Below are 22,813 nucleotides of genomic sequence, written 5' to 3'. Positions count from 1 at the left end.
TCTACAGTCGTTCCAGCGCCGTGGCGGTGCCGGCCAACTCCGGCCCCAGATAGCCATGCGAACCGCATGGCGTCAGTCCCGCCTCGACAAAGGCGCGGCGATACCAGGCCGCGCTGCGGGCGACGAAGTTCTCCTGGTCACCTTCGATGGCGTCGCCCTTGGCGTACACCTCGATGAACGCCATGCCGCGCAGCAACTCGGCGAAACCGGACAGGCCGCGACGCACTTCGGCCGCCGGCATGTAATGCAGCACATCGGCACAGACGATCAGGTCGAACGGTTCCTCGAAGCGCAGCTCGGCCAACTGACCGAAACTCGCCAGACCGATGCGGCGGCTGCGCCCGTAGCGCTGCACCGCGTAGGGACTGGGGTCGAGACCGCGATAATCGATGCCGGGGCGCATGCGACGCAGCACGGCGCGCCACGGACCCTCGCCGCAGCCGACATCGAGCACGTTGCGCACCGGACGGCCGAGATAGAACTCCGCCTGCGCCAGCGCCAGCGCGACCTTGCGCTTGAGCACCGCGGGCGGCACGCCTGCGTGCCGCGGATCGCGGTACCACTTGTCGAAATAGGCGCGGTCGTACTGCTTGCCGGTCATGGCGCGTCCCGTGGGTTCGGAAACGCGCCAGTGTACCGGCAAGCGCCAATCCGCGCGCTCAGACGTCCGATTCGCGGCAGCGCACCAGCAGATGCTTGGCCAGGTGACCATGCAGATGGCCGATGCCGCGCGCCAGGTGCATCACCGTAAACAGCAGCAGGATGCCGATCACGCTGATCACCGGGACCATCCACACGTGCCATGCGTGCGGCGGCCACGCATGACCGTCGACATAGATGCCGCCGATCTCCGCATGCTGCACGAACAAGGCGATCCACGGCGCCACCGCCAGCGACACCGACAGGCAGATGCCGGTCACCATGATGACGAAGTAGGCCACACCCAGCGGCAGCATCAGCAGCATGTACAGCAACGTGGACCAGGTCCGCGGATCGGTGAACATCGCGCCGATGCGCTTGAGCCATGGCAGGCTGCGATCCGCATAGGCCGGACGCCGCGGCATGCGCACACCGAGCATGGTCTCGACGATGCGCCCCTCCACCAGCGACAGTGCACGCACGGTGCCGATGAACAGCACCAGGAACGGAATGCCGATGATCAGGATGGAGAAGCCGATGGACATGCCGGCGCCCGCCATGACCCATGTGAAGTAGAAGATGCCGGTCGCCATCGCCAGCACCATGTAGAACAGCGCGCCGTAGGTATGCGGATCGGCGGCGACACCGAAGAAGCGGCCGATCAGGCTGCGACGCGGCGGCGTTCGCGGCGTGCGCAGGGCACGCTGCACGGTGACCTCCTGGTCACGGTAGATCTCCGCCACCTCTTCGGGTGCGCCGTAGCTGCCGACCACTTCGGCCAGCATCGCCACTTCGTCGCCGTCGCCGCGTTCGGCCAGTTCGGCGCGCAGATGCTCCTCGGCGTCGTACAGCGCATCCTGGATCATCGCGGGATCGGCGCCGCGCAGTGCGGCGCGCAACTGCTTCAGATATTCGGCAATGGTGCGTGGCACAGGGGCATTCATCAGGAAGTTCCTCCAAGAACGGCATCGACCGAATCGCGAGTGTCGCGCCAGGTGGCGGTCCACGCGGCGAGCACCGCTCGCCCGGTCTCCGTGATGCGGTAGTAACGACGCGGCGGTCCGCTGACCGAGGGCTCGATGCGGCTCTGCAGCAGCCCCGCGGCATCCAGATTCCGCAACACTGGATACAGCGTGCTCTGCTTGCCGCCCAGCACACCACCGCTGTCCTCCAGGCGCTTGGCGATCTGATAGCCGTACATCGGCTCCCCCGCCTGCGCCAGCACGGACAGCAGCACCAGCGAGACGGTGCCGGAAGCCAGCTCCTTCTCGAACTTCTTCTGCACGTGCGCGCTGGCGTCGGTCATGGTGCGGATTTCTCTATAAACACAATCTAAGTATAAGTTGAAGTTATGAATAGTCTATCGGCCGGAAGTCATGGGCTCGCGCCTCCAGCATTGGGTATGGCACATATGTATGCGCAAATGACACACAGATCGCGCCTGATCTCATGCATAGAATTCTTCTATATCAGATAGTTGTGGATGCTTCGACCTAGATAAACCTCGGAACAGAGTCCAATCACGTACGCGATAATGAGCGCTCAGAAAGCGGAGGGAACCAAATTGGACACGATGCGCGCCGAGCGGCTGGCGAGCGACACCAGGACGACCGCGGAGTTGCTGACGACAGCACTGCACGCCCCCGACTCGGACGATTGCTGGGACGCGATCGCCACACTCCAGTGTCGTGGAAGCCACGAGGAACTCGAACTCGCTGAACGACTCTCGCAGAGTCCCTGCGAGGAAGAACGGATCTTGGCGGCGGATGTTCTTGGTCAGATGGGTTGGGGCGAGCGGACCCTGCTCGTTCCATCGGTCGACATACTGCTCCTGCTGCTTGGAGATACGAACCCGGAGGTCGTCCGCTCCGCTGCTATCGGCCTGGGGCACAGGAACGACTCACGCGCGATCCCGCACCTGCTGAAGTTGAAGGGCCATGTCGATGAGAGGGTTCGATACGGAATCGTTCACGGACTCTCCGGCCACGATGAGGCCGCCGCCATAGCGGGCCTAATCGAACTTTCTCAAGACAAGGACGTCGACGTCCGGGATTGGGCGACTTTTGGCCTGGGGCAAATGACCGAACTCGACACGCCGGAGATTCGCCATGCGCTCTTGCTTCGACTCGAAGATCCCGACGCCGAGACACGGGGCGAAGCGCTCATCGGACTTGCCAGCCGAGGCGAACGAAAAGCGATGCCGGCGCTCCGCAAGGAACTTGAAGGCGAGTTCCACGGGAGCTGGGCACTCCAATCAGCCGCATTTTTCGGCGACCCCGAACTTCGACCGTTGATCGAGTCGCTCCAGCACAGAAGCGACGACGAGACGACACAACGCTTCGGATCGGACTTCAGGGCCGCTATCGATGCGTGTACCGGTAGAGAATCGTAAATCTGCCGCTGATACGGCAACGCGGCCCGCGGCCACTCGCAGCAGATTCGTATGCCGCTAGATGCTCATCTTCCAGATTCCCGGGCAGCCTGTGCCAAACAGCCATCCATCCGACGTTAGTGTGCTTCCCTCAGCACAAAAAGTGCACTCTGACCTCTGTCTCGGACGGATCCCGCGTTGACCGACGAGTGTTTGGCTGACAACCAGAACGGTGACTGGCGCGATCCTCGCGCCGAGAAGAAACGCAGCGGAAGTCGGACCGAGTCCTACGTGGCACCGATCTCCCCGGCAACGGGAGACGGGCGCTTATGGTTCTATTGACGGGGGCGGCGAAATGGTGACCCCTGTTTTTGCTCATGGGTCATCTTGTAAAATTTTCTCCATCTCTTTTAAAAAAACATACAAGGCACCTTCATCACCACCATAAAAGTCTTCAAAGAACCTTGGCTTCACCCAGGCTTCAGGAATACTCTTAACCCCCACCCCTGAAGACACCTCCACCCAGCTTGAGGGGATGGTATCGCTTACCACTTCAAAACTTTCTGAAGGAAAGTATCCAACAGAAGCCGGAGAAGGGCTTTCCTCATTAGTAGAAATTAAATAATCCTCTCCCACACCACCAATCTTCCTCACGCACATCACATGGTATATTTCACCAACTACAAGCCACTCAGAGGAATTGGTTAACCTGCGCCTAGAATCGAAAAATCTAATGCATTTTACTTTCATTTTTCAAGTCACCCGATGATCAGTTAAACGGTATTCTATACTTAGGCGGACCAAATTGACGACTGTAAACCGCCTTATAATCACGCTCATAGTAAATATCACCTGTTTCAGAATTCATATAGAAGTGCACCTGAAAATCTCCTGATGGACTCCTCGAAGTCCCTGTCGAATATTTGCCATAACCTTCAGGTATCAATGGGTTTCCGATATCTTCTGGAGGAATAATCAATCGGGAACCATTGATTGATTCTGGCGTTAGGCCACCATCACTACTGAACGTCGAGCCAGCTTCTTGTGAGAGCAGCTGTTTCAGAAGTTTTTTTATATTTGCAATATTCTGAGGATCTTCAATTATACCAAAAGGCCCTCCGTCATCTGGCGAATTGCTTGGAATATCCGGGTTCGGACATTCGCTAGGCGTATTCGGAGGGTAGCTGGGATCCCCAGAATGCCAAAAGAAATATCCTTCCAACGGTATGTACGGCTGCAATGGTCGCAAAATGGGATCATTCCATCTTGCTTTAGGATCATCTGCCTCCCCTCCTCCTTCCTCGCTCGCAAGCCCTTCTAAGTCTGACCTACCAATAGGCTGAGATTCGACATAAGCATATGCATCTAATCCTGCGCGCAACCCCAATGGATCACTCTCAGTGTACCTACCAGCGCTCGCCAGATAGTCTCGACTCAGGTTATACGCAAGCCCCGCCTCCTGATCGTAATACTGCCCTGGAAAGCGCAGATTGAACACAAACCCCGACCCACTGGTCGGCTGCTGCTCCCCGAACGGATTGCCCTGCTTGGCCCAGCTCCAGATCTGGTTGCCGCTCGCATCCGCCACCATACGCGGGCTGCCCAGGTCGTCGGCGACGACGTAGCTTTCCGTACTCGCGCCACCAGCGGCCGGCTCATCCACCAAAGCCACGGGCAGACTGCCCAGCCAGATGTAGTCCCGCGAGCCGTCGGTCCGGCTGCGGCTCAGCAGATGGCTGGCCTCGTCGTACTGGAAGCGGTCGGTGACGGTCGTGTTCGCCGTCTTGCGGATGCGCTCGCCCAGGGCGTTGTAGGTGTAGGCCACCGGCGTGCCTGCGCCGTCCTGCGCCGTCGCCATGCGCTGGCGGGCGTTGTAGGTGAAGCTGTAGGTCGTTCCGGCGCGCTGAATGGACGTGGTTTCGCCGTCCGCATCCACGCTGTACGGATCCGTGCCGGCCTGGATCAGGTGATGCGTGTTGGCGGCGTAGGTATAGGTGCCTGTCGCTTGGCCGTTGCCGGTCTTGCTCAGGCGATCGCCAGTCTTGTTGTAGGTGTAGCTCTCCAGTGTGCTGCTGTCGCTCTCGGTGACGGCGGTCAGGCGCTGCAGCGGATCGTAGCTGTAGCTTTCGCTAGCCGGATTCGCGCCCGGCGCATCGCCCATCGCGGTGATGTTGCCCAGGGCGTCGCGTGCGTAGTGCAGGTTCAGCAGCGGACTGGTGAGGTCGGTCAGACGATAGTCGGCGTCGTAGCTGCGCGTGATCGTCTGGCCGTTGCCCAGGGTGTAGCTTTCGATCGGGCCGAACGGCAGGTAGCTGACGTTGCTGACTGCGGCGATGGCCGTGGCCTGGGTGTGATCGGGCGGAATCAGGCTCAGCGACTGCACCCGCCCGTCGCTGTCGTAGACGTAGTCGGCCTCGGTGCCGTCCGGGTAGGTCACGCTCTGCAGACGATCGCCGCTGGTATAGCCGTAGGCGACGGCCGCCACGGTGCCGTTCTGGTTCTGCGTTTTCTTCGTGACGTTGCCGTGCGCGTCGTAGCAGTAGGTCGTGGTGGTGTCGCCCTGGACGATACGCGTGAGGCGGCCGACCGGGTACGAACCGCTGCAGCCGGTCACGCTGTCGGCCTCGTCGTAGTGGTAGGTCACGTCCAGCGTGCTGTCGGCGTACTGCTGGGTGGCGAGACGGTTCAGTGCGTCGTAGGTGGACGTGTCGACCTGCCCCTTCGCATCCGTGTGCGTGAGGCGATTGCCGGCGGCATCAAAGGTGTCGGTGCTGGTGCCGGTGTCCGGGCTCTGCAGGCTGGTGCGGTTGCCAAGGCCGTCGTAGGTGTAGATCGTGGACAGATTGTCCGGATCGGTGACGCCGGTGACACGATCCATGGCGTCGTAGGCCATGGTGCTCTGCGTGTTGGCGGTGTCCGTGTTGGTGCCGTTGTAGTCACGGATCACGCTGACCAGACGATTCAGCGCGTCGTAGCCCATTTCCTTTTCGGTGCCGAGCGCGTTGGCGCTGTGTACCAGGTTGCCGTTTGCGTCGTAGCTGTCCGTGAATCCGGCGTTGAAGACCGTGTTGTTCAAACCGTCGACGACGGCGGTGAGTTCACCTAGCGTGTTGAACGTGCGCGAGGTCGTGCGCAGGACCGTACCGCTGCTGTCGAACACCTGCTCCTTGGTCTTGTTGCCCGCCGCGTCCAGGGTGTAGTGGATGGAATTGCCCTGCGCGTCGGTGATGTCGGTCAGGCGATGGGCGTCGTCGTAGGTGTAGCTCGTGGTGACACCGTCCGGATCGGTGACCGAGGCCACGGCGCCGTAGGGCGTGTACGTGAAGCTGGTGGTCGCACCGCCCACGCTGCGCGAGGCCAGCCAGCCGCGCGGCATGTAGGTCATGTCTGTGTGCACGCCATTGGAATCGGTCGTGCGGGTAATGCGACCGTCGGCGTCGTAGGAGTCGATGGTCGTGACGTGGCCAAGCGCGTCGGTGACGGTGTGCAGATCGCCCGGCTGATGACAGGCTCCGCCTGGCGTGTCGCAGCCGGTCGTGGCGCTGTCCATGTAGTAGCTGTAGGTGGTGGTCTGAGTCAGATCCGTGCGTGGACCCGTGGCTGTGAGAACCAGGCCGACCAGCGGGCATTGCGTGGTGTCGACGGCATCGCAGTAGGTGTAGGTCCAGCGCCGCACACCGACTGGGGGCGTCCCGGTCGCTGCGCAGGTGTAGCTGCTGGCCTGACTATCGTCGATCTCGCACTTGGCGAGTGTCTGCCCGCGGGGGTTGTAGACCCAGGCGGTGTCCGAGATTGCTGTACCGCTAGCGTTTGTAACCGTGCGGCGCAGCGGCAAACGTAGCGTTTCATCCCATGCCGTATTCGTTGTACGTTCACTCGGCGCACCAGATGCTTCTACTTGTTGAACCACGAGACCTTTACCGCTTCCGTCGTAGGCCCACTTCGTTACGGTACCGTCCGGACCGGTACGTTGAACTACGTCTCCATCAATGTCGTATGCCAAAGAAGTTGTTCGGGTTGCACAGCCGCTGCAAGCATCTGAGATTGTAGTCGGATATGTTTTTCCGTTAATGACAGCCCACGTGAACGATTTTTGCAAACCAAGCGGAGTTGTAAATGTATTAGTGTTCGAAGAAAGACTAAAGCTTGATTGATAAGAATTTGCACCACCAGCATTTTCCGTCAACATTGGCGACATATTCACATTGGAATATTGATAAGTAGCGTATCGAACACCACCCTCATCCAACACCCCTGTCATGAGATTGGGATAATCTGCATTGCTAGTATTTGCAAGCTCGTCATATATATAACCAACAGAATGACCATCCGGGTAGGAAACATTGACTAGATTATGATTTGAATCCTGATCATATGTCACCGAATTTCCATCAGGAAGTGTTACCGAACTCAAATACCCCGAACTATCGTAATGAAGCTGTATTACACGCCCAGACGATGACGTGATTGTTGCGACAACATCATCACTCGCGCCACCCACAAGACCACTTACGGCCGTATAGGCAAGCGCGACCACTTGTCCATTCTTTTTCTTGACACTTAAAAGACGCCCACCACTCGAATACGTCTCTGTAGCATGCTTTTCTGCATCGAAGTACGTCCAACCCGAACGCTTACCATTCCCATCAAAAGTTTCGGCCAACCGATCGTGTATATGTGCATCAGTCGGCACCCATACATGCCCGAATGAATTATTTGAAGATGTGAAAGCAACCTGCCGACCATCATCACGAATCGCAGAAACAAATAACAGAGCCTGCGATGTTTGCGCATAAGACCCAGTAGAAATGTATGTCGGAGGACTTGCGCCGGTGACATCCAAACTGCGAGAAAAGCTGTACGTCCAATTTGCACCCAGATGCCAACCTAACGTTTGCAGCGCCAGTGAATTGTAGTACCTCTTGAAATAACCTATACCAGCTACATAAGCATCCCTATACTCTTCAAAACGATTTCCATAGGCAACATCTACCGGATCCGCACACGCACAATTTGGTTTTCCAATATCGTTCTGCGGAACCCGCCCATTCTGCAACTGACTGGTCCAAGTAAATATCTGATTGTATCCACAACAATTAGGAAGCGCCCATCCCCATGTAGAATTATTTCCACCAATACCCCATGCGGCATATCGGGATGGGCTGCGCGCACGACACTCATAAAAGGCATTAGGATAGCCACTACTCAACCAGAAATTTGTCCAGTACTCAGAAAATGCAACGCAAGCACCGTACGCACCGCTTTGCGTGTAAAACTGCTCTCCTATTGTCGGATAGCCATAATCATCCGCATGCACGCGACCACACAGCGACACAGAAATAAAAAGCGCAATCAAAAGCGCTTGGGCGCCTCGCGCGCAGAACGCACAAAAAAAACGAAGCAATAGATTTTTGCAAGACATTCCAAAAATTCCTTTTTTTGGGATCAACTAACTTTTGGCTTTTTAAACGCCACAAACTCTGGGCAACGTCCCCATGCCGCCACACTTACTCACCATGAGGATATTTGTCAAGGCATTCATTACAATCTTGAAGATTGGAGCAGCCAATCCAGCACAAAAACACATGGACTATTTTGCGAGGGACGCCATCCAAGATCACGCGATCTTGTGGCGGCAAACAATTCAACAAGTTAACGGCCCATCTCGGAGATCTTGATCACAGCCTCACCGAACCCGCGCAGCCAATCCACTCATACCCGAACAAATGCTCCCAGCAAAGCCCGATGTTGATCCATACCAGATACCCGGACTCCAGCACCATGCGTAGCCGGTAGCGCGCGTGGCCGGGGAGAGCGAATCCGTGGGATCCTATTTCAGAATCAACGGGACATGCTGATCTAGAGCAGGGTCAGAATGCGCGCCTCCCTCTAGTCATTTGCAACCAAAATCGCGTCACATAAACGATGCGCACAATACAATCATTGCCTGCACCTCACTCCACAGTAAACGCTGCAGTCGAAGCCGTTTTCTGCCGTGTGCGTTCGCGGAGCGCCTGGTAGGCATCCGAATCGCGGAAATCATGCATGGATACGCGCGGGCCGGCATCTAGGGTGTAGTCCGTGCGTCCGATGGCGATCATGGAGGTGACCGCCTGCAGCACGGGGAGGTCCGGGATCATGTCTTCGACGAAGAGGAACTGGCCAGCCTGATTGACTTCCAGGAAGTGATACCCGCCTTCGCGGTCGACGGCCAGGTCGATGCAACCGAACACTAGATTCAGCCAGCGCATCAGAGTGCGAAGCTTCGCTTCGATATCGGATGGCAGCGTGATCGCCTCGACGAATAACTCGGGATCGTTGCTGTGACTGCGCCAGTCCACGTAGCCGCGATCACGACTGCGACCGAGGCGGATGGCGAACAGGCGGTCGCCGACGACTGTCACCCGGATGTCGCAGGACTTCTCGATGTAGCGCTGGTAGATGCCGGGGCAGACCGCCAGGGCGTCCGCGGGCAGGTCCGTGTCGGCATCGATCAGTGACACGCCCACGGCATGCTGCTCGCCACTCGATGCGTCCTCCCACTGGTGCGTGGAGAAACTCTTGAAGATCACCCTGCCCCAGCGGCGGCGCAGCGCATCCACTTCGGCCGCATCTGTGGTGACCATGGTCTCGGGAAACGGCAAACCGATGTCGCGGCAGCATGCCAGTTGCACGAGCTTGCATTCCGCGCGTTGCGCAGCCGAAAGCCGATTGATCCAGAGAGCATCGCCGTAGCTGGAAGCGATGTTGAATACATTGCGCTGGAACAATCGCCACTCCCAGGTAGCGAAGACACGGTCGGGCTCCGCGCAATGCGGCTCGGGGTCCTGCAGACGACGGTTCCAGACGGCGCTGACTGGAGCGCCGCCGAGTGTGCCATCGCGGAACTGCATGCCCTCGGCATCGATATGGAAGGTGTAGTGCGGGCCTCGATTGGCCAGCAGGGAGGGCAGCCAGATCGGCTCGACTCCGTGCTCGCGAAGCGCCCACGCCACGGCGGATGCGTGCGGATCGGCATCGTCCGCCAGCAAGAGAGCGCGGTGCGTCATGTTCGGTCGTCCTTGTCGAAACAACCGCGCGCCCCGACCCGCGGAGCGCGCGGCTTCGAGCGGATAGCGGGATCAGCCCATGATCCCGATTTCAGGTTCCGGGCGTTCGGGATCGGTCACGATGGTCAGGAAGAGGTCTTCCTTGTCCTGCGTGGCGGCAATTTCCCTTGCCTGGATGCGGGCAAACGCGCGAGAAAGCGCGATGGATTCATTCAACAACGCAAGATGATTCTGCATGACAGCTACTCCCTGTGGCTTCTGCAAGAAAAGTCTTTCCAGTCGTTCCCTGTGACATCTGCGATGTGAAAGACGACTTCGATACTACGCCGGTCACGACCTCGCGATGAATGATTTGGATCACACTTTCAAAGCGTGTTCGATACCCCACCGAATCCACACGTGCCCGCCAAGCCGCCCCGCACACCCCATGCCTCTTCTACGAGATTCCGGCCGTCATCGGTCTGCGCATAGCATTGATTTACACGGTCCAGATCTCGTCGAACACACGTCGGAAATTCCGTCCGAGCACCTTGTCGACGACGCGTTCACCGTACCCATGTCGAAGCAGCGCATCGGCTACATAGGCCAGCTTTCTCGTGGTGTCCACGTCAGGAAGATACGGCGGCCGATTCTCGCCCGGCGCGGCAATGCCTTGCTTTCTTCGCCATGCCTCCAGTTTCGCGACTTCGTGCAGTTCCTTCGCATCCGGCGGGAAGAACAGCGAATCGGTGCCGATGCCGACATGATCCTCACCGCAGACTTTCAAGGCGTGCAGCATGTGCCGCATGTAGTCGGCCAGCATGGGCTGGCGCGTGTCCGGGGTCAGATACGGCAGCATGTAGATGCCCATGACGCCACCCTTCTCGGCCAGCGCCCGCATGTCGCGGTCGGTCTTGTTGCGCGGATGTTCGAACACCGCGCGGCAACCGGCGTGCGTAATGACCGCCGGGCGCGAGGAAAGGCGGATGCCGTCCGAGGTGGTCGGCGTGTTGGCATGGCTGAGATCCAGCGCCACGCCGATCTCGTTCATCTTCGCGATCGCCTTGCGGCCGAGCGGTGTGACACCGTCCTCGTCGCCATCCAGGCAACCGCAGCCGAACGGGGATCGCCGGTTGTAACTCAACTGCATGACCAGCACGTCCAGCTCGCGGAACAGTTCGATGCGTTCGATCTTTCCGTCGAGCATCGTGACCGCTTCGAAGGACTGGATCACCGCAATGCGGCGTTTCGCCTTGGCCTGATCGAGATCCGCCGGACCGGTCACCTTGATGAACCGGTCCGGGTAGCGGTCGAACAGCGCCTGCGCCGCGGCGATGTCGGCCACGGTCGCATCGAAATCATCTTGCGCGCCACCGAGTGTCGACTTCACCGCCGTCATGCCCGAGGCACGCATCGCATGCAGCTTGTGCGCGAGACCGGATTCGTCCAGCAGCTCGCCGATCGAAGCGAAGTTGTTCGCGTCGAGCACGAAGGCATGGTCGTACAGACGCTGCGCGCGGTTGGATAACGGTGGCGGCTTCAACGAAACGCTCGCGCTCGCGAGTCCCCGGCGCGGAGCCAAGGCAGCCGCCGTCGCGGTGCACGAGAGCATCATGAATTCACGACGGGTCCATGTCCTCAATTTCACGCTTCCTTGTGACGAATGATCGTGGCGGACGAATGCGCGCGCCGAAAGGATTCCTGCAAACACTCCGCACACGAATGTGCCATGACTGCCTGCTCGACGCGAATCGTCCGCGGATTTGCTACCTTCGCTTCATCTTCCCGTTCGGAACCCTGCCATGCGCCCTCGCATTTCACTCGCTCTCGCCCTGCTCGGCCTGATCTCCGCCATGACGAGCGCCCAGGCCGCCGGCAAGGACACGCCGTCGATCCAGCAGATCCTCAAGGCGTCCAAGTCCTCCGAATGGCGCGCGCTGAATCCGGACAACACGCTGTACATGGACCTTCCCGATGGTCGTGTGGTGATCGAGCTCGCACCATGGTGGTCGCCCAAGCATGTCGCCAACATCAAGACCCTGGTCCGCGAGCACTACTTCGACCACACCAGCATCTACCGCGTGCAGGACAACTTCGTCGCACAATGGGGCGACCCGGACAGCGACAACCCGAAGAAGGCCAAGTCGATGGGCACGGCCAAGACGCACCTGCCGCCCGAGTACGACCGCAGCTATGACACGTCCATGTCTTTCACCGCCCTGCCCGACGGCGACGTGTACGCGCCGCAGGTCGGTTTCTCGCACGGTTTCCCGACCGCGCGCGATCCGAAGACGCACCGCACCTGGATCGCGCACTGCTACGGCACCGTCGGCGTGGCGCGCGACGTCGATCCGACCAGCGGCAACGGCAATACGTTGTACGCGGTGATCGGTCAGGCGCGGCGCATCGACCACAACCTGGCCGTGGCCGGCCGCGTGGTCCAGGGCATGCCGCTGCTGTCCAGCCTGCCGCGCGGTGATGATGCGAACATCGGCGTCTACGCCAAGCCGTCGCAGCGCACGCCGATCCTGCGCGTGCGCCTGGCCGCCGATGTCCCCGCCGCGCAGCGCGAACACCTGCAGGTGCTGCGCACCGACAGCGCGACCTTCGCCCGCATCGTCGACGCCAAGCGGCATCGTCACGACGCCTTCTACCGCGACCCGCCGGGCCATGCCTCGCTGTGCTCGCTGGACGTGCCGGTGCGCGTCGACCCGAAGTTCGCGCACTGAGTGTGTAAGCGGATCGGCCCTGCGCCGGTCTGCTTGCGTGACGGCTCACATCATCGAGGTACGCCCATGCGCTTCCGCACTCCGCTCGCAGTCCTGTTCGGCGCCTGCATCGCCCTGACCGGGCTGCTGCCCGCCGCGCGCGCCCAGGTGCCCGCGCAGGCTCCCGACTTCACCGGCATCGATCACTGGATCAACAGCAAGCCGCTGACCATGCAGCAGTTGCGCGGCAAGGTCGTGCTGGTCGACTTCTGGACCTACTCCTGCATCAACTGCCTGCGCACCCTGCCGCATCTGAAGTCGTGGTGGGCCAAGTACAAGGACAAGGGGCTGGTCATCGTCGGCGTGCACTCGCCGGAGTTCGACTTCGAGAAGAAGACCGCCAACGTCGAGGCCGCGGTGAAGAAGTACGGCATCGGCTGGCCGGTGGCGCAGGACAACGACATGGCGACCTGGAGCGCCTGGAACAACCGTTACTGGCCGGCGGAATACCTGATCGACAAGAACGGAAAAGTGGTCATGCACCACTTCGGCGAAGGCCACTACATGGAGACCGAGAACGCCATCCGCGAGCAGCTCGGCATGAAGCCGATGACGCACGAGGACATGTCCGCAGCCGACCTGTCGAAAATCGGCTCTCCGGAGATGTACCTGGGCAGCAACCGGGTGCACAACATGGCCAACCCGATCCCGCCGCTGATGTTCAGTCACGACTACAAGGCGCCCGCGCGACTGCCGCTGAACAAGTACGCGCTCGACGGCCGCTGGCGCATGAGCGGCGAATACGCCCAGTTGACTGGCGACAAGGGGCAGATTCGGCTGCACTTCCAGTCCGGCAAGCTGCACATGGTGGCATCCAGCGCCAAGCCGGTGACGCTGTCGATCACGGTCGACGGCAAGAAGCAGCCCGATGTGACCGTGCACGAGAGCCGGCTCTACACGCTGTTCGACAGCAACGACTACCGCGACCACGTGGTCACCATCGACGTGCCGAAGTCGGGCTTCCGCGCCTTCACCTTCACCTTCGGCTGACGTCTTCCATGATCGCCTACGCGTGAGCCGAGGTCACCGCCGTTGGCTTCACGCGCGCGGCGGTTTGCTGCATGCTTGGCGCCCGTTCATGCAAGGCGCGCACCGTGCTGTCCACCACTCGCAAGGCCCACCTGCAGATCCACTTCTGCGTGCTGCTGTGGGGCTTCACCGCCATTCTCGGCAAGCTGATCACCCTACCCGCACTACCCATGGTGTGGTGGCGCATGCTGATCGTGGCGGTCGCACTGCTGTTGTTCCCGCGCGTGTGGCGCGGCCTGCGCGCGATGCCCGTGAAGCTGATCGGCGCCTACGCCGGCATCGGCGCACTGGTCGCCCTGCACTGGCTGACTTTCTACGGCGCGATCAAGCTGGCCAACGCATCGGTGGGCGCGCTGTGCATCGCCATCGCACCGATCTTCCTGGCCTTCATCGAACCCTGGGTTGCACGACGCCGCTTCGACCCGCGCGAACTGCTGATGGGCATCGGCGTGGTACCCGGCGTGGCGCTGGTGCTGGGAGGCATCCCCGGCGGCATGCGCACAGGACTGCTGGTGGGCGTGCTGTCGGCGCTGTTCGTGGCCCTGTTCAGTGCGTTCAACAAGCGCATGGTCGAACATGCCGACCCGCTGACCGTGACCTGCATCGAGCTGGGTTCGGGCACGGCTTTCCTGACACTGCTGGCACCACTGCTTCCGCATACCGGCGCGCTGCTCCCAGTGCCGGACCTGCATGACACGCTGCTGCTTCTGGTGCTCTCCCTGGGCTGCACGCTGCTCCCCTTCGCGCTCGCGTTGGGTGCACTGCGGCACTTGTCGGCCTTCACCACGCAAATGACCACCAACCTGGAACCGGTCTACGCCATCGTGCTGGCCATTCCGTTCCTCGGCGAGCAACGGCAACTCGACGGCCTGTTCTATCTGGGCGTGGTCATCATCCTGTCCACCGTGTTCCTGCATCCGTGGATCTCGCGGAAGAAGCCGACGCGCGTACCCGGCGAGATCCTCGGCACGGCCGAAGCCAAGAACCTGGGCGAGTAATACCCATCGCAAATCTGGAGTTCGTACAGCGCGTGATGCATCACGCGGGCCTTCGGCTTGCCTGGATCACATTTACGATATATCTTAAGACCGTTACTTAAGATATATCGGAGTAAGACATGAGAGAGCATCATCACCATCACCGTCACGCCTTCCATCCCTGGCACGGCATGTTCGGCAACGGCTGCGGCCAGCGCGGAGGAATCCGTCACGAAGCCTCGGGAAGAGGCCGCCACGGCGGAGGTCGACATGGACGGGACGGCGACGATTTCGACTTCGGCGGTCCACGCGGCGGACGCTTCGGCGGGCGCGTGTTCGGCCACGGCGACCTGAAGCTGGTCCTGCTGAGTCTGATCGAGGAGCGCCCCCGCCACGGCTACGAATTGATCCGCACCATCGAGGAAATGTTCGACGGCACCTACGCCCCCAGTCCCGGCGCGGTGTACCCCACCCTGACCATGCTCGAGGAAATGGACTACGCGCGCATCGAACAGAGCGAGGAAGGCGGACGCAAGCGCTACGCCATCACCGATGCGGGACGCGCTTTCCTGGACGAAAACCGCGTGGCCGTGGAAACGGTCTTGGAGCGCATGCAGGAGACGGCCGAAACCATGTCGCGCATGCGCTCACCGATGTCCATCCGCAAGGCCATGCGCGACCTGAAGCATGCGCTGATGGCGCGTCGCGAACACTGGAGCACCGAGGAGGCCGACCGCATCCTCACCATCCTGAAGAAGGCGGCCAAGGACGTTCGCGGCGATGCCTGAATCACGCTCCCGACAAGGACTGAAGTGCACAGGTCGCGGCAGGCATGCGCCTGTCACGGCCGCATGACCGAGCGCGACAGGTGCTACATCACCCGAACAGCTTGCCCGCCAGCGCGCCCAATCCACCCAGGTCGACCTTGCCGACCGCGGCGTCACCGTCCGGAGTGAGATGGTTCACGGCTTCCGGCAGCAATTTCGCCAACTGGTCATTGAGAGCATCCTCGCCCAGACCAAGCTGCGAGGCATGATCGCGAATGACCGAGCCGAGACCGCCCTGCTCCAGCGCCTGGCCGAGCTGACTGCCTGACACCGGCTGATTGGCGCCCTGCCCGACCCACGACGCGATCTGCGCCCCGAGACCGTTCTTCTCCAGCAATCCAAGCAGGGCCTGGAGGCCGCCTGCACGCTCGATCAAAGCAGTCACGACGCTCATCAATGCAGCGCCACCCTCTTTACCGGTCAGTTTTCCGACCAGATCCCCGAACATCGACATGGTCCTGCCCTCCGTTCGTCGCCTGACGCGTACGGATCAGTCTACGCCGATCCATCCGGCGGCGGGACGATCAGCGGAAGCGCTCGCGCGGACGCCACTCCAGCCAGCCGATCGCATCGTAGGCCGCCACCGTGTCGAAGACACTCTGCATGTCCACTCCCGCCTGCGCCGCCACTTCATGCAGGCGAAGCCAGTCGCGCAGCACCTGGCCAATGCGCACCTGGGCCTCGAAGTGCGGTCCTGGATGCAGCATCTCGCGCACGCGATAGCTGCCACCGGGATCGAGATGCCGCGGCAACCAACCATCGCCGTTGCACAAGGCGATCAACCAGCGCAGACGCAGATAGGGCTGCGGCTCGCAGAGGGCCCGCCAGCGTTCGAGCTCGCGCGTGGTCAGACGCTCGAAATCGGCGCTCCGCCAATGCGCCGTCGCATAGGGCCGCGCCGAAGCCAGATCGCCGACGATCATGTAGACCCCATTCTTGGGGTCGAGAATCAACGGCTCGGTGCCTTCCAGCACGATCTGACTCGGCGCCATCAACGCCTGCCCCGTCAGGTAGAACGAAAGCGGATGCCCCGACGCATCGTGTTCGTCCTTCATGTTCAGGCCAGTGCCGTAGTCCGCCTGCACGCCGGAAAGCGACGAAGACGCTGCGGACGAAGAAGACGCACTGCGCGCGAACGGATCGCGTTCGCTACTGCGCGCCTGGGCACGACTGGAGGGAGCCACGCGTTCCACCGGCTCGATCGAAGTTGTGTCCTCGAGCTGATAGGGAACGATCTTCTCCAGCGTGTGCTCGCCGCTGTCGCGGCGCAGGAAACGCTCCAGATCGACGGCCTCGGGAATGACATGGTCGTCGGCCAGCGTCCCGCCGGTCTCGGTCTGGAAGAATTCGGGCGAACGCGCATCGACCCGCTGAACCGGCGCCTGAGCGGCACGCACGGACTTCAGCACACGCACGACATCGTCGACGCCGAATCCGGCCGGGAGAAACTCGTCGCCGACATCACCCGGCGCGCCGAGATGCACGCAGCGCACCCCGCGTCCGCGCGCCCGCAGGGCGGCCGCTTCGGCTTCCAGCGAACCGGGGGCCAGAATCAACAAGTCGGCCTGCTCCGGCTGGCCCATCCGCCAGCGCGCCTGCACGCGCTCGCCGGCTTCGGCAAGCAGCAAACGCAAACGAGCCCGCTCGAAGCCGTTCAAGCCGATGCAAGCCAGTGTCCGTTCATCCGTCACTACCAGGTTCTCCATTACGCGCGCTGCTGGAACATCCCCTGTTCGTGCAACTGTACCGCGTTTCGTCGGGGGCGCGGCAGCCGCCGAACGCCCAACGCAAGGAGTGATTCATATAGCCCGAACCGGCCCTGCAGGAAGGAACGCTCATGATCAACGTGTCATGACCGCGTTCTCCCGCCCAGACGCCACAGGAGTCCTCCACAGCAGAAGCCCCGAAAGGACATTGGTGTCGTCCGGGAGCGCCTAACTGGATCACAAGATTAAGCCAATGCTCCACCGCGCCCGGATGAGCCGGACGCGGTGGAGCGGAACGATCAGTCGTCCTTCTTCACCGGCTTCAGGCGCAGATCCTGGAAATCGAAGCTGAAGTCGGTACGCGGCGAGACTGGCTTGATGCGCATCTCGCGTACGTGGCCATCGGCATTCAATGCGAAGGTGACGAAGGCGTCGGCGTTCAGCGAGCGGTCGCGCCAGCGCACAATGAAAGTATCGTGCTGCCACGGTTTCATGTCGCCCAGCAGCTGCTTGGTGTGGCTGAACTGCATCACCAGGTGGCCGCCTTCCTTGCGGATGTCCACGTCGCCGTACCACGGATCGCGGTAGGTGCCGGCGTAACCGGACAGCGGCAGCGATGGCTTGCTGTGCTTGTCGCGCGCGGCCTCGTGCTTGGCCCAGCTCTCGTCGGCCTTGGCCTTGGACTGCGCCACGGCCTTGGCGTAGACCGCCGTCCAGTCCGTCTTCGGCGCATGCATGTAGGCGTCGAGGATGCGGTAGGTCACGGCCTGGAACGCGGCGCCGGACTGCTGGTTGGTCAGCACCACCATGCCCAGCTTCATGTCCGGAATCATGGTCACGCGGGAGACGAAACCGGGCCACCCGCCCGTGTGGTAGACCACCTTGTGCCCGCGGAATTCGGACAGGTGCCAACCCTCGCCGTAGCCGGCGTAGTCGGGCGCGATGGCCGCCAGTTCGGGAATCTTCGACTTGCGCGGATGGATCGCGGTCTGCACCGACCACATCTCCTCGTGGCGCTTCTCGCTGAACAGGCGCTTGGCGCTGCCATCGGCGTTCTTGCCGTACACGCCGCCGGCGAGCTGGGCGATGATCCACTTCGCCATGTCGTGCACGCTGGAATAGATGCCGCCGGCGCCGGAGTTGTTGGCCCAGGCCAGCTTGGCCACCGGCTTCAGATCCTTGAAGTCATACTTGGCGTAGCCAGTGGCGACGTCATGGTCGCTCGGCTGGATGTAGTGGAAGTTGAAGCGCGTGTCGTGCATACCCAGCGGCTCGAAGAAACGCGTCTTCAGGAAGTGCTGGTAGCTCTCGCCGGAGACGTTCTCGATCACCAGTTCGGCCACGCCGAACAGGATATTGTCGTAGAAATAACGCTCGCGGAAGCCGTTCTTGATCGGCACGTGCGCCAGATGCTGGATCACCTGCTTGGTGGTGTAGTCGGTGGTCGGCCAGTACAGCAGATCGCCGGCGCCCAGGCTCAGGCCGCTGTGATGCGCCAGCAGGTCGCGGATGCGCATTTCATGGGTGATGTACGGATCGGACATGCGGAACCACGGCAGATGGTCGATGACCCGGTCGCCCATGTTCAGCTTGCCCTCGTCGGCCAGCATCGACAGCGAGGCCGCCGTGAACGCCTTGGTATTGGAGGCGATGGCGAAGATGGTGTGCGCGTCGACCGGCGCATCGGCCTTGCCGCCCTGGCCGTAGGTACGCACGCCGAAGCCCTTCTCCATCACCACCTTGCCGTCCTTGACGATGGCCACGGCGATGCCGGGCACGTCGAACTGCTTGCGCACGCCGTTCACGTAGGCGGTGAAGTCGGAAAGTTGCGCCGGCAGCGCGTTCGCGGAGGCCGGCATGGCGGTGGAGGCCGGCGGCGCGGCATCGCGCGCAAGCGCGGGGGCGGCGGCCAGCGACGTGCCCGCGGCCAGCGCCAGCACCATGAACAAACGACGAGTGAGCGGATCGATGCGCATTGCGACTCCCTGAGGTTCCCGTTAGCTTTTCGAGTATGAATGCCCGTGGCGCACGTGTCATGTACACATTGGCGCATGCGTCGACGCCCCATCGACGACCCGGGAACCCCCATGCGACCTGAACACCTTCCCTGGTGGCGTCAGGCGCCGATCAATCGCCGCGCCCACGCCTGGGAAAAGAAGCAACGCGAACCGACCCTCGGCGAATGGTGGCACGGCGCCGCCATCTACCAGATCATGCCGTGGAGCTACCGCGACTCCGACGACGACGGCCGCGGCGACCTCAACGGCATCATCCGCAGCCTGGACTACATCACCTCGCTGGGCGTGGACGCGATCTGGCTGATGCCGCTGTATCCGTCCGGCGACGTCGATGCCGGTTACGACGTCAAGGACATGCGCGCCATCGACCACAGCCTGGGCTCGATGGACGACTTCGACCGGCTGCTCCGCCTGGCGCACCAGCGCGGCCTGCGCGTGATGCTGGACATGGTCTGGAGCCACACCTCCGATCAGCACCCCTGGTTCCGCGAGAGCCGCAGCGGCCGCGAGAACGAACGCGCCGACTGGTACATCTGGGCCGACCCGGCCGACGACGGCGGTCCACCGAACAACTGGCCCGCGGTGTTCAACGGCGAATCCGGCTGGCACTTCGTGCCCGAGCGCGGCCAGTACTACTTCACCAATTTCTTCCCGGGCCAGCCGGCGCTGAACTGGCACAACCCGAACGTGCGCGAAGCCATTCTCGACATCGCGCGGTTCTGGCTCGACCGCGGCATCGACGGCATGCGCCTGGACGCAGTGAACTTCTACGCCCAGGACCCGGAACTGCGCGACAACCCGATGCGCGGCGAGGACGATCCGCTGCCGGACGGCTTCCAGGACGCCAACGCGGCCACGCGGCAGAAACTGGTCAACAGCTTCAATCGCCCCGAGACGCTGGAATACCTCAAACCACTGCGCGAACTGGTCGACACCTACCCCGGCGTCACCCTGCTCGGCGAAGTGGTGATGTGCGAGGACAGCATCGCCGAGGCCGCCAAGTACACGCAGAACGGCACCCTGCTGCACATGGCCTACCACGCCGGCCTGCTGTTCGACGAGCGTATGACCGCGGCGCGCATGCGCAAGGTCGTGCGCAAGACGCTGAACACCTTCGGCGCCACCGGCAGCTGCTGGATCGTCGGCAACCACGACTTCGGCCGCATGAGTTCGCGCTGGGGCGGCGACCGCTTTCCCTACCCGCACGGTTTCCGCCGCACCATCGCGGCATTGCTGCTGTCACTGCCGGGCGCGCTGTGCCTGTGGCAGGGCGACGAACTGGGACTGCCCGAAGCGCGCGTTCCCGACGACATCCCCGTCGACCGGCTGCGCGACCCGCTGGCCGAGACCAACGGCCGCGGCCGCGACGGCGCACGCACGCCGATGCCCTGGAATGACCATTCGGCGAACTGCGGTTTCTCCCGATGCGAGCAGCCGTGGCTGCCCATTCCCCGTTCGCACCGCCTGCTCAACGTGGCGCGCCAGCAGCACGACACCGAGTCGCTGCTCAACGACTGGCGCTCACTGCTGAACTGGCACACCGCGCAGCCGGCCATGCGCGCTGGCACCACTGAATTGATGGACGCAGACGAACCCTGGCTGGCGCTACGCCGCAGCTACGCCGAACAGACGCTGCTGTGCCTGTTCAACCTGGGTGACGAAGCGGCCGAAATCACGCTGGACTACCGCGACCCGCAGCCGGTGCAGGGACTCGGTTTCGAATTCGAACGCCTGTCCGCGCAGCAATTCCGCGTGCCTGCCTGGGGCGCGCTGATCGTCGATGTCAGCGCCGAGCACGGTTCCACACACGCCAGCCTGCACACCAGCGACGAATACGGCGACGTCCTGCCGCACTGATCGCCGCCGCATGGCGACCCCGGTCCAGTCGCAGTAGGATGCCGATGGGTTCACTCGCAGGGACGGCAGACCATGGCCAAGCAACTGGTCGTTTTCGTGCACGGATGGAGCGTCACCAGCACGTCCACCTACGGCGAACTGCCGGCGCGGCTGAAGGCCGAGGCCTCGCGTCGCGGCGGTCCCGATCTCGACGTGCGGCAGATCCATCTGGGCGAATACGTGAGCTTCCGCGACGAGGTCCGCGTGCACGACATCGCGCGTGCCTTCGACGCGGCCCTGGGCAAGGTGCTCGCGGATGCCGGCGGCAAGCAACGCTGCGTGTGCATCACCCATTCCACCGGCGGTCCTGTGGTGCGCGAGTGGCTGGACCGCTTCGTGGTGCAGGCGGACAGGCTGTCCAGTTGCCCGATCAGCCATCTCATCATGCTGGCGCCGGCCAACTTCGGCTCGGCGCTGGCGCGCCTGGGCAAGAGCCGCATCGGCGGCATCAAGGCCTGGTTCAACGGCGTCGAACCCGGTCAGGGCGTGCTCGACTGGCTGGAGCTGGGCAGCCCGGAATCCTGCGCGCTCAATCTGCGCTGGATTCACGACTACCCCGCGCTCAAGCTCACGCGCGGACGCCATCCGCTCTACCCGTTCGTGCTCAGCGGCGACGCCATCGACCGCAAGCTCTACGATCACATCAATCCGTACACCGGCGAGAACGGTTCGGACGGTGTGGTGCGGCTGGCCGGTGCCAACCTCAACGCCGCGCATGTCGTGCTGCGCCAGCCCGCCCCGGAACCGGACGAACCGCTGCCCACGGCGAAGAAGCGCCTGCGCGCGCTGGAGCTGGAATCGGCCGCGCGCTCGGAACCGTGCGCCTTCCGCATCATTCCGCATGCGTCCCACTCCGGGACGGACATGGGCATCATGGGCGCGGTGCGCAACGACCAGCAGCCGAACGCCACGGTCGAGCAGATCCTGCGCTGCCTTGGCGTGCGCAGCGCTCGCGAGTACGACGCGCTGCGCGAAGCCTTCGACCGCGAGAACGCCGCGCACCAGCAGCCCGCGCAGCGCCTGGAGACCGAGCACGTGCCGGTGCTGCCCGACCGCGAGTACATCCACGACCCCTGCTGCATGGCGCTGGTACGCCTGTTCGACTCCACCGGCCTGCGCGTCTCCAGCGTCGACATGTTGCTGACCGCCGGCCCGCAGAACGACCCCAATCAGCTGCCGTCCGGCTTTCTGGTCGACCGCCAGGCCAATGCGCGCCAGCCGGGCAATCTGTGCTTCTACCTCAACCATGCGGTGCTGGAAGGCTGTCCGCCGATTCCGCGTGCCGACGGCAGCATCGCGCGACCCGAGCTGAAACCGCGTCCGCCGTACGGCCTGCATGTGCGTCCGCGCGGCGGCGAACGCTTCGTCGAGTACTGGGACGCCACGCTGGACGTGTCCGTGCAGAGCCTGCTGCCGCTGCTGCGGCCCAACGAGACCACGCTGGTCGACATCCACCTGAGCCGCATCGTGCGCGAGGGCGTGTTCGGCTTCACGCGCCAGCTGGCGCCGCCGCACGACTTCCGCGACGTGCCGCCGGGCGGCGCCGTCTAACCC

Annotated in this window: 18 protein-coding genes; 7 read left to right on the top strand and 11 right to left on the bottom strand. The window is 62.3% G+C overall.

Annotated elements, in window-relative coordinates; all coding sequences use genetic code 11:
* Window position 1: 1 nt before the first annotated feature.
* From HF690_RS08055 to HF690_RS08045, 3 genes are read right to left on the bottom strand one after another with little or no spacing between them, the layout of a single operon-like run.
* Window positions 2-601 (bottom strand): class I SAM-dependent DNA methyltransferase, encoded by a 600-nt coding sequence (locus HF690_RS08055; protein ID WP_168609324.1) that lies wholly within the window; start codon window positions 599-601, stop codon window positions 2-4.
* A 58-nt stretch (window positions 602-659) separates the two neighbouring features.
* Window positions 660-1,583 carry a sensor domain-containing protein gene (locus tag HF690_RS08050; RefSeq protein ID WP_168609090.1) on the bottom strand — a complete coding sequence of 308 codons (924 nt, stop codon included), beginning with the start codon at window positions 1,581-1,583 and terminating at the stop codon, window positions 660-662.
* Window positions 1,583-1,945: a PadR family transcriptional regulator gene (locus HF690_RS08045; protein ID WP_168609089.1), complete on the bottom strand. Its 363-nt coding sequence runs from the start codon at window positions 1,943-1,945 to the stop codon at window positions 1,583-1,585. Before HF690_RS08045 ends, HF690_RS08050 begins: the two co-directional genes overlap by 1 nt.
* Before the next feature lie 228 nt (window positions 1,946-2,173).
* On the opposite strand from HF690_RS08045, the gene HF690_RS08040 reads away from it, so the two are divergent.
* Window positions 2,174-3,031, top strand: coding sequence for a HEAT repeat domain-containing protein (locus HF690_RS08040; RefSeq protein ID WP_168609088.1), 858 nt, complete (start codon window positions 2,174-2,176; stop codon window positions 3,029-3,031).
* Between the two features lie 354 nt (window positions 3,032-3,385).
* On the opposite strand, the gene HF690_RS08035 is transcribed toward HF690_RS08040, so the two are convergent.
* From HF690_RS08035 to HF690_RS08015, 5 genes are all read right to left on the bottom strand, one after another.
* Window positions 3,386-3,664: a hypothetical protein gene (locus HF690_RS08035; protein ID WP_168609087.1), complete on the bottom strand. Its 279-nt coding sequence runs from the start codon at window positions 3,662-3,664 to the stop codon at window positions 3,386-3,388.
* A gap of 115 nt (window positions 3,665-3,779) precedes the next feature.
* A complete protein-coding gene (locus HF690_RS08030) occupies window positions 3,780-8,432 on the bottom strand; it encodes an RHS repeat protein (RefSeq protein ID WP_168609086.1) in 4,653 nt (1,550 codons plus the stop codon).
* 532 nt (window positions 8,433-8,964) lie between these two features.
* On the bottom strand, window positions 8,965-10,059 hold the full coding sequence (locus tag HF690_RS08025; protein WP_168609085.1) for an ATP-grasp domain-containing protein: 1,095 nt from the start codon (window positions 10,057-10,059) through the stop codon (window positions 8,965-8,967).
* 72 nt (window positions 10,060-10,131) lie between these two features.
* Window positions 10,132-10,296: a hypothetical protein gene (locus tag HF690_RS08020; protein ID WP_168609084.1), complete on the bottom strand. Its 165-nt coding sequence runs from the start codon at window positions 10,294-10,296 to the stop codon at window positions 10,132-10,134.
* 241 nt (window positions 10,297-10,537) lie between these two features.
* Window positions 10,538-11,581 carry a dipeptidase gene (locus HF690_RS08015; RefSeq protein ID WP_240151685.1) on the bottom strand — a complete coding sequence of 348 codons (1,044 nt, stop codon included), beginning with the start codon at window positions 11,579-11,581 and terminating at the stop codon, window positions 10,538-10,540.
* A 259-nt stretch (window positions 11,582-11,840) separates the two neighbouring features.
* Between HF690_RS08015 and HF690_RS08010 the strand changes: the two genes are divergently transcribed.
* From HF690_RS08010 to HF690_RS07995, 4 genes are all read left to right on the top strand, one after another.
* The gene (locus HF690_RS08010; protein WP_168609083.1) at window positions 11,841-12,767 is read left to right on the top strand and encodes a peptidylprolyl isomerase; all 927 of its coding nucleotides are present in this window, start codon (window positions 11,841-11,843) and stop codon (window positions 12,765-12,767) included.
* A 66-nt stretch (window positions 12,768-12,833) separates the two neighbouring features.
* Window positions 12,834-13,796, top strand: a complete 963-nt coding sequence (locus HF690_RS08005) for a thioredoxin family protein (protein ID WP_168609082.1) — start codon at window positions 12,834-12,836, stop codon at window positions 13,794-13,796.
* A gap of 107 nt (window positions 13,797-13,903) precedes the next feature.
* A complete protein-coding gene (locus HF690_RS08000) occupies window positions 13,904-14,833 on the top strand; it encodes a DMT family transporter (RefSeq protein WP_168609322.1) in 930 nt (309 codons plus the stop codon).
* Between the two features lie 119 nt (window positions 14,834-14,952).
* Window positions 14,953-15,600: a PadR family transcriptional regulator gene (locus HF690_RS07995; protein ID WP_240151684.1), complete on the top strand. Its 648-nt coding sequence runs from the start codon at window positions 14,953-14,955 to the stop codon at window positions 15,598-15,600.
* A gap of 88 nt (window positions 15,601-15,688) precedes the next feature.
* Here the strand turns inward: HF690_RS07995 and HF690_RS07990 are convergent, their stop codons facing one another.
* From HF690_RS07990 to HF690_RS07980, 3 genes are all read right to left on the bottom strand, one after another.
* Window positions 15,689-16,093, bottom strand: coding sequence for a YidB family protein (locus HF690_RS07990; protein WP_168609081.1), 405 nt, complete (start codon window positions 16,091-16,093; stop codon window positions 15,689-15,691).
* A gap of 70 nt (window positions 16,094-16,163) precedes the next feature.
* Entirely contained in the window at window positions 16,164-17,345 is a 1,182-nt protein-coding gene (locus HF690_RS07985; RefSeq protein ID WP_168609080.1) for a hypothetical protein, read from the bottom strand.
* 299 nt (window positions 17,346-17,644) lie between these two features.
* On the bottom strand, window positions 17,645-19,321 hold the full coding sequence (locus tag HF690_RS07980; protein WP_168609079.1) for a serine hydrolase: 1,677 nt from the start codon (window positions 19,319-19,321) through the stop codon (window positions 17,645-17,647).
* Window positions 19,322-19,432: 111 nt separating this feature from the next.
* Here HF690_RS07980 and HF690_RS07975 point away from each other — a divergent pair, with 111 nt between their 5' ends.
* Entirely contained in the window at window positions 19,433-21,220 is a 1,788-nt protein-coding gene (locus HF690_RS07975) for an alpha-amylase family glycosyl hydrolase (protein WP_168609078.1), read from the top strand.
* A gap of 72 nt (window positions 21,221-21,292) precedes the next feature.
* Complete coding sequence (locus HF690_RS07970) at window positions 21,293-22,810, top strand: esterase/lipase family protein (protein ID WP_113063351.1); 1,518 nt, start codon at window positions 21,293-21,295, stop codon at window positions 22,808-22,810.
* The last annotated feature ends 3 nt before the right edge of the window (window positions 22,811-22,813 follow it).

Origin of the sequence: Oleiagrimonas citrea, from assembly GCF_012395255.1 — a bacterium.
Classification (GTDB): domain Bacteria; phylum Pseudomonadota; class Gammaproteobacteria; order Xanthomonadales; family Rhodanobacteraceae; genus Oleiagrimonas; species Oleiagrimonas citrea.
Note: the sequence above shows the minus strand (reverse complement) of the source record. Positions and strands in the feature narration are given on the sequence as shown.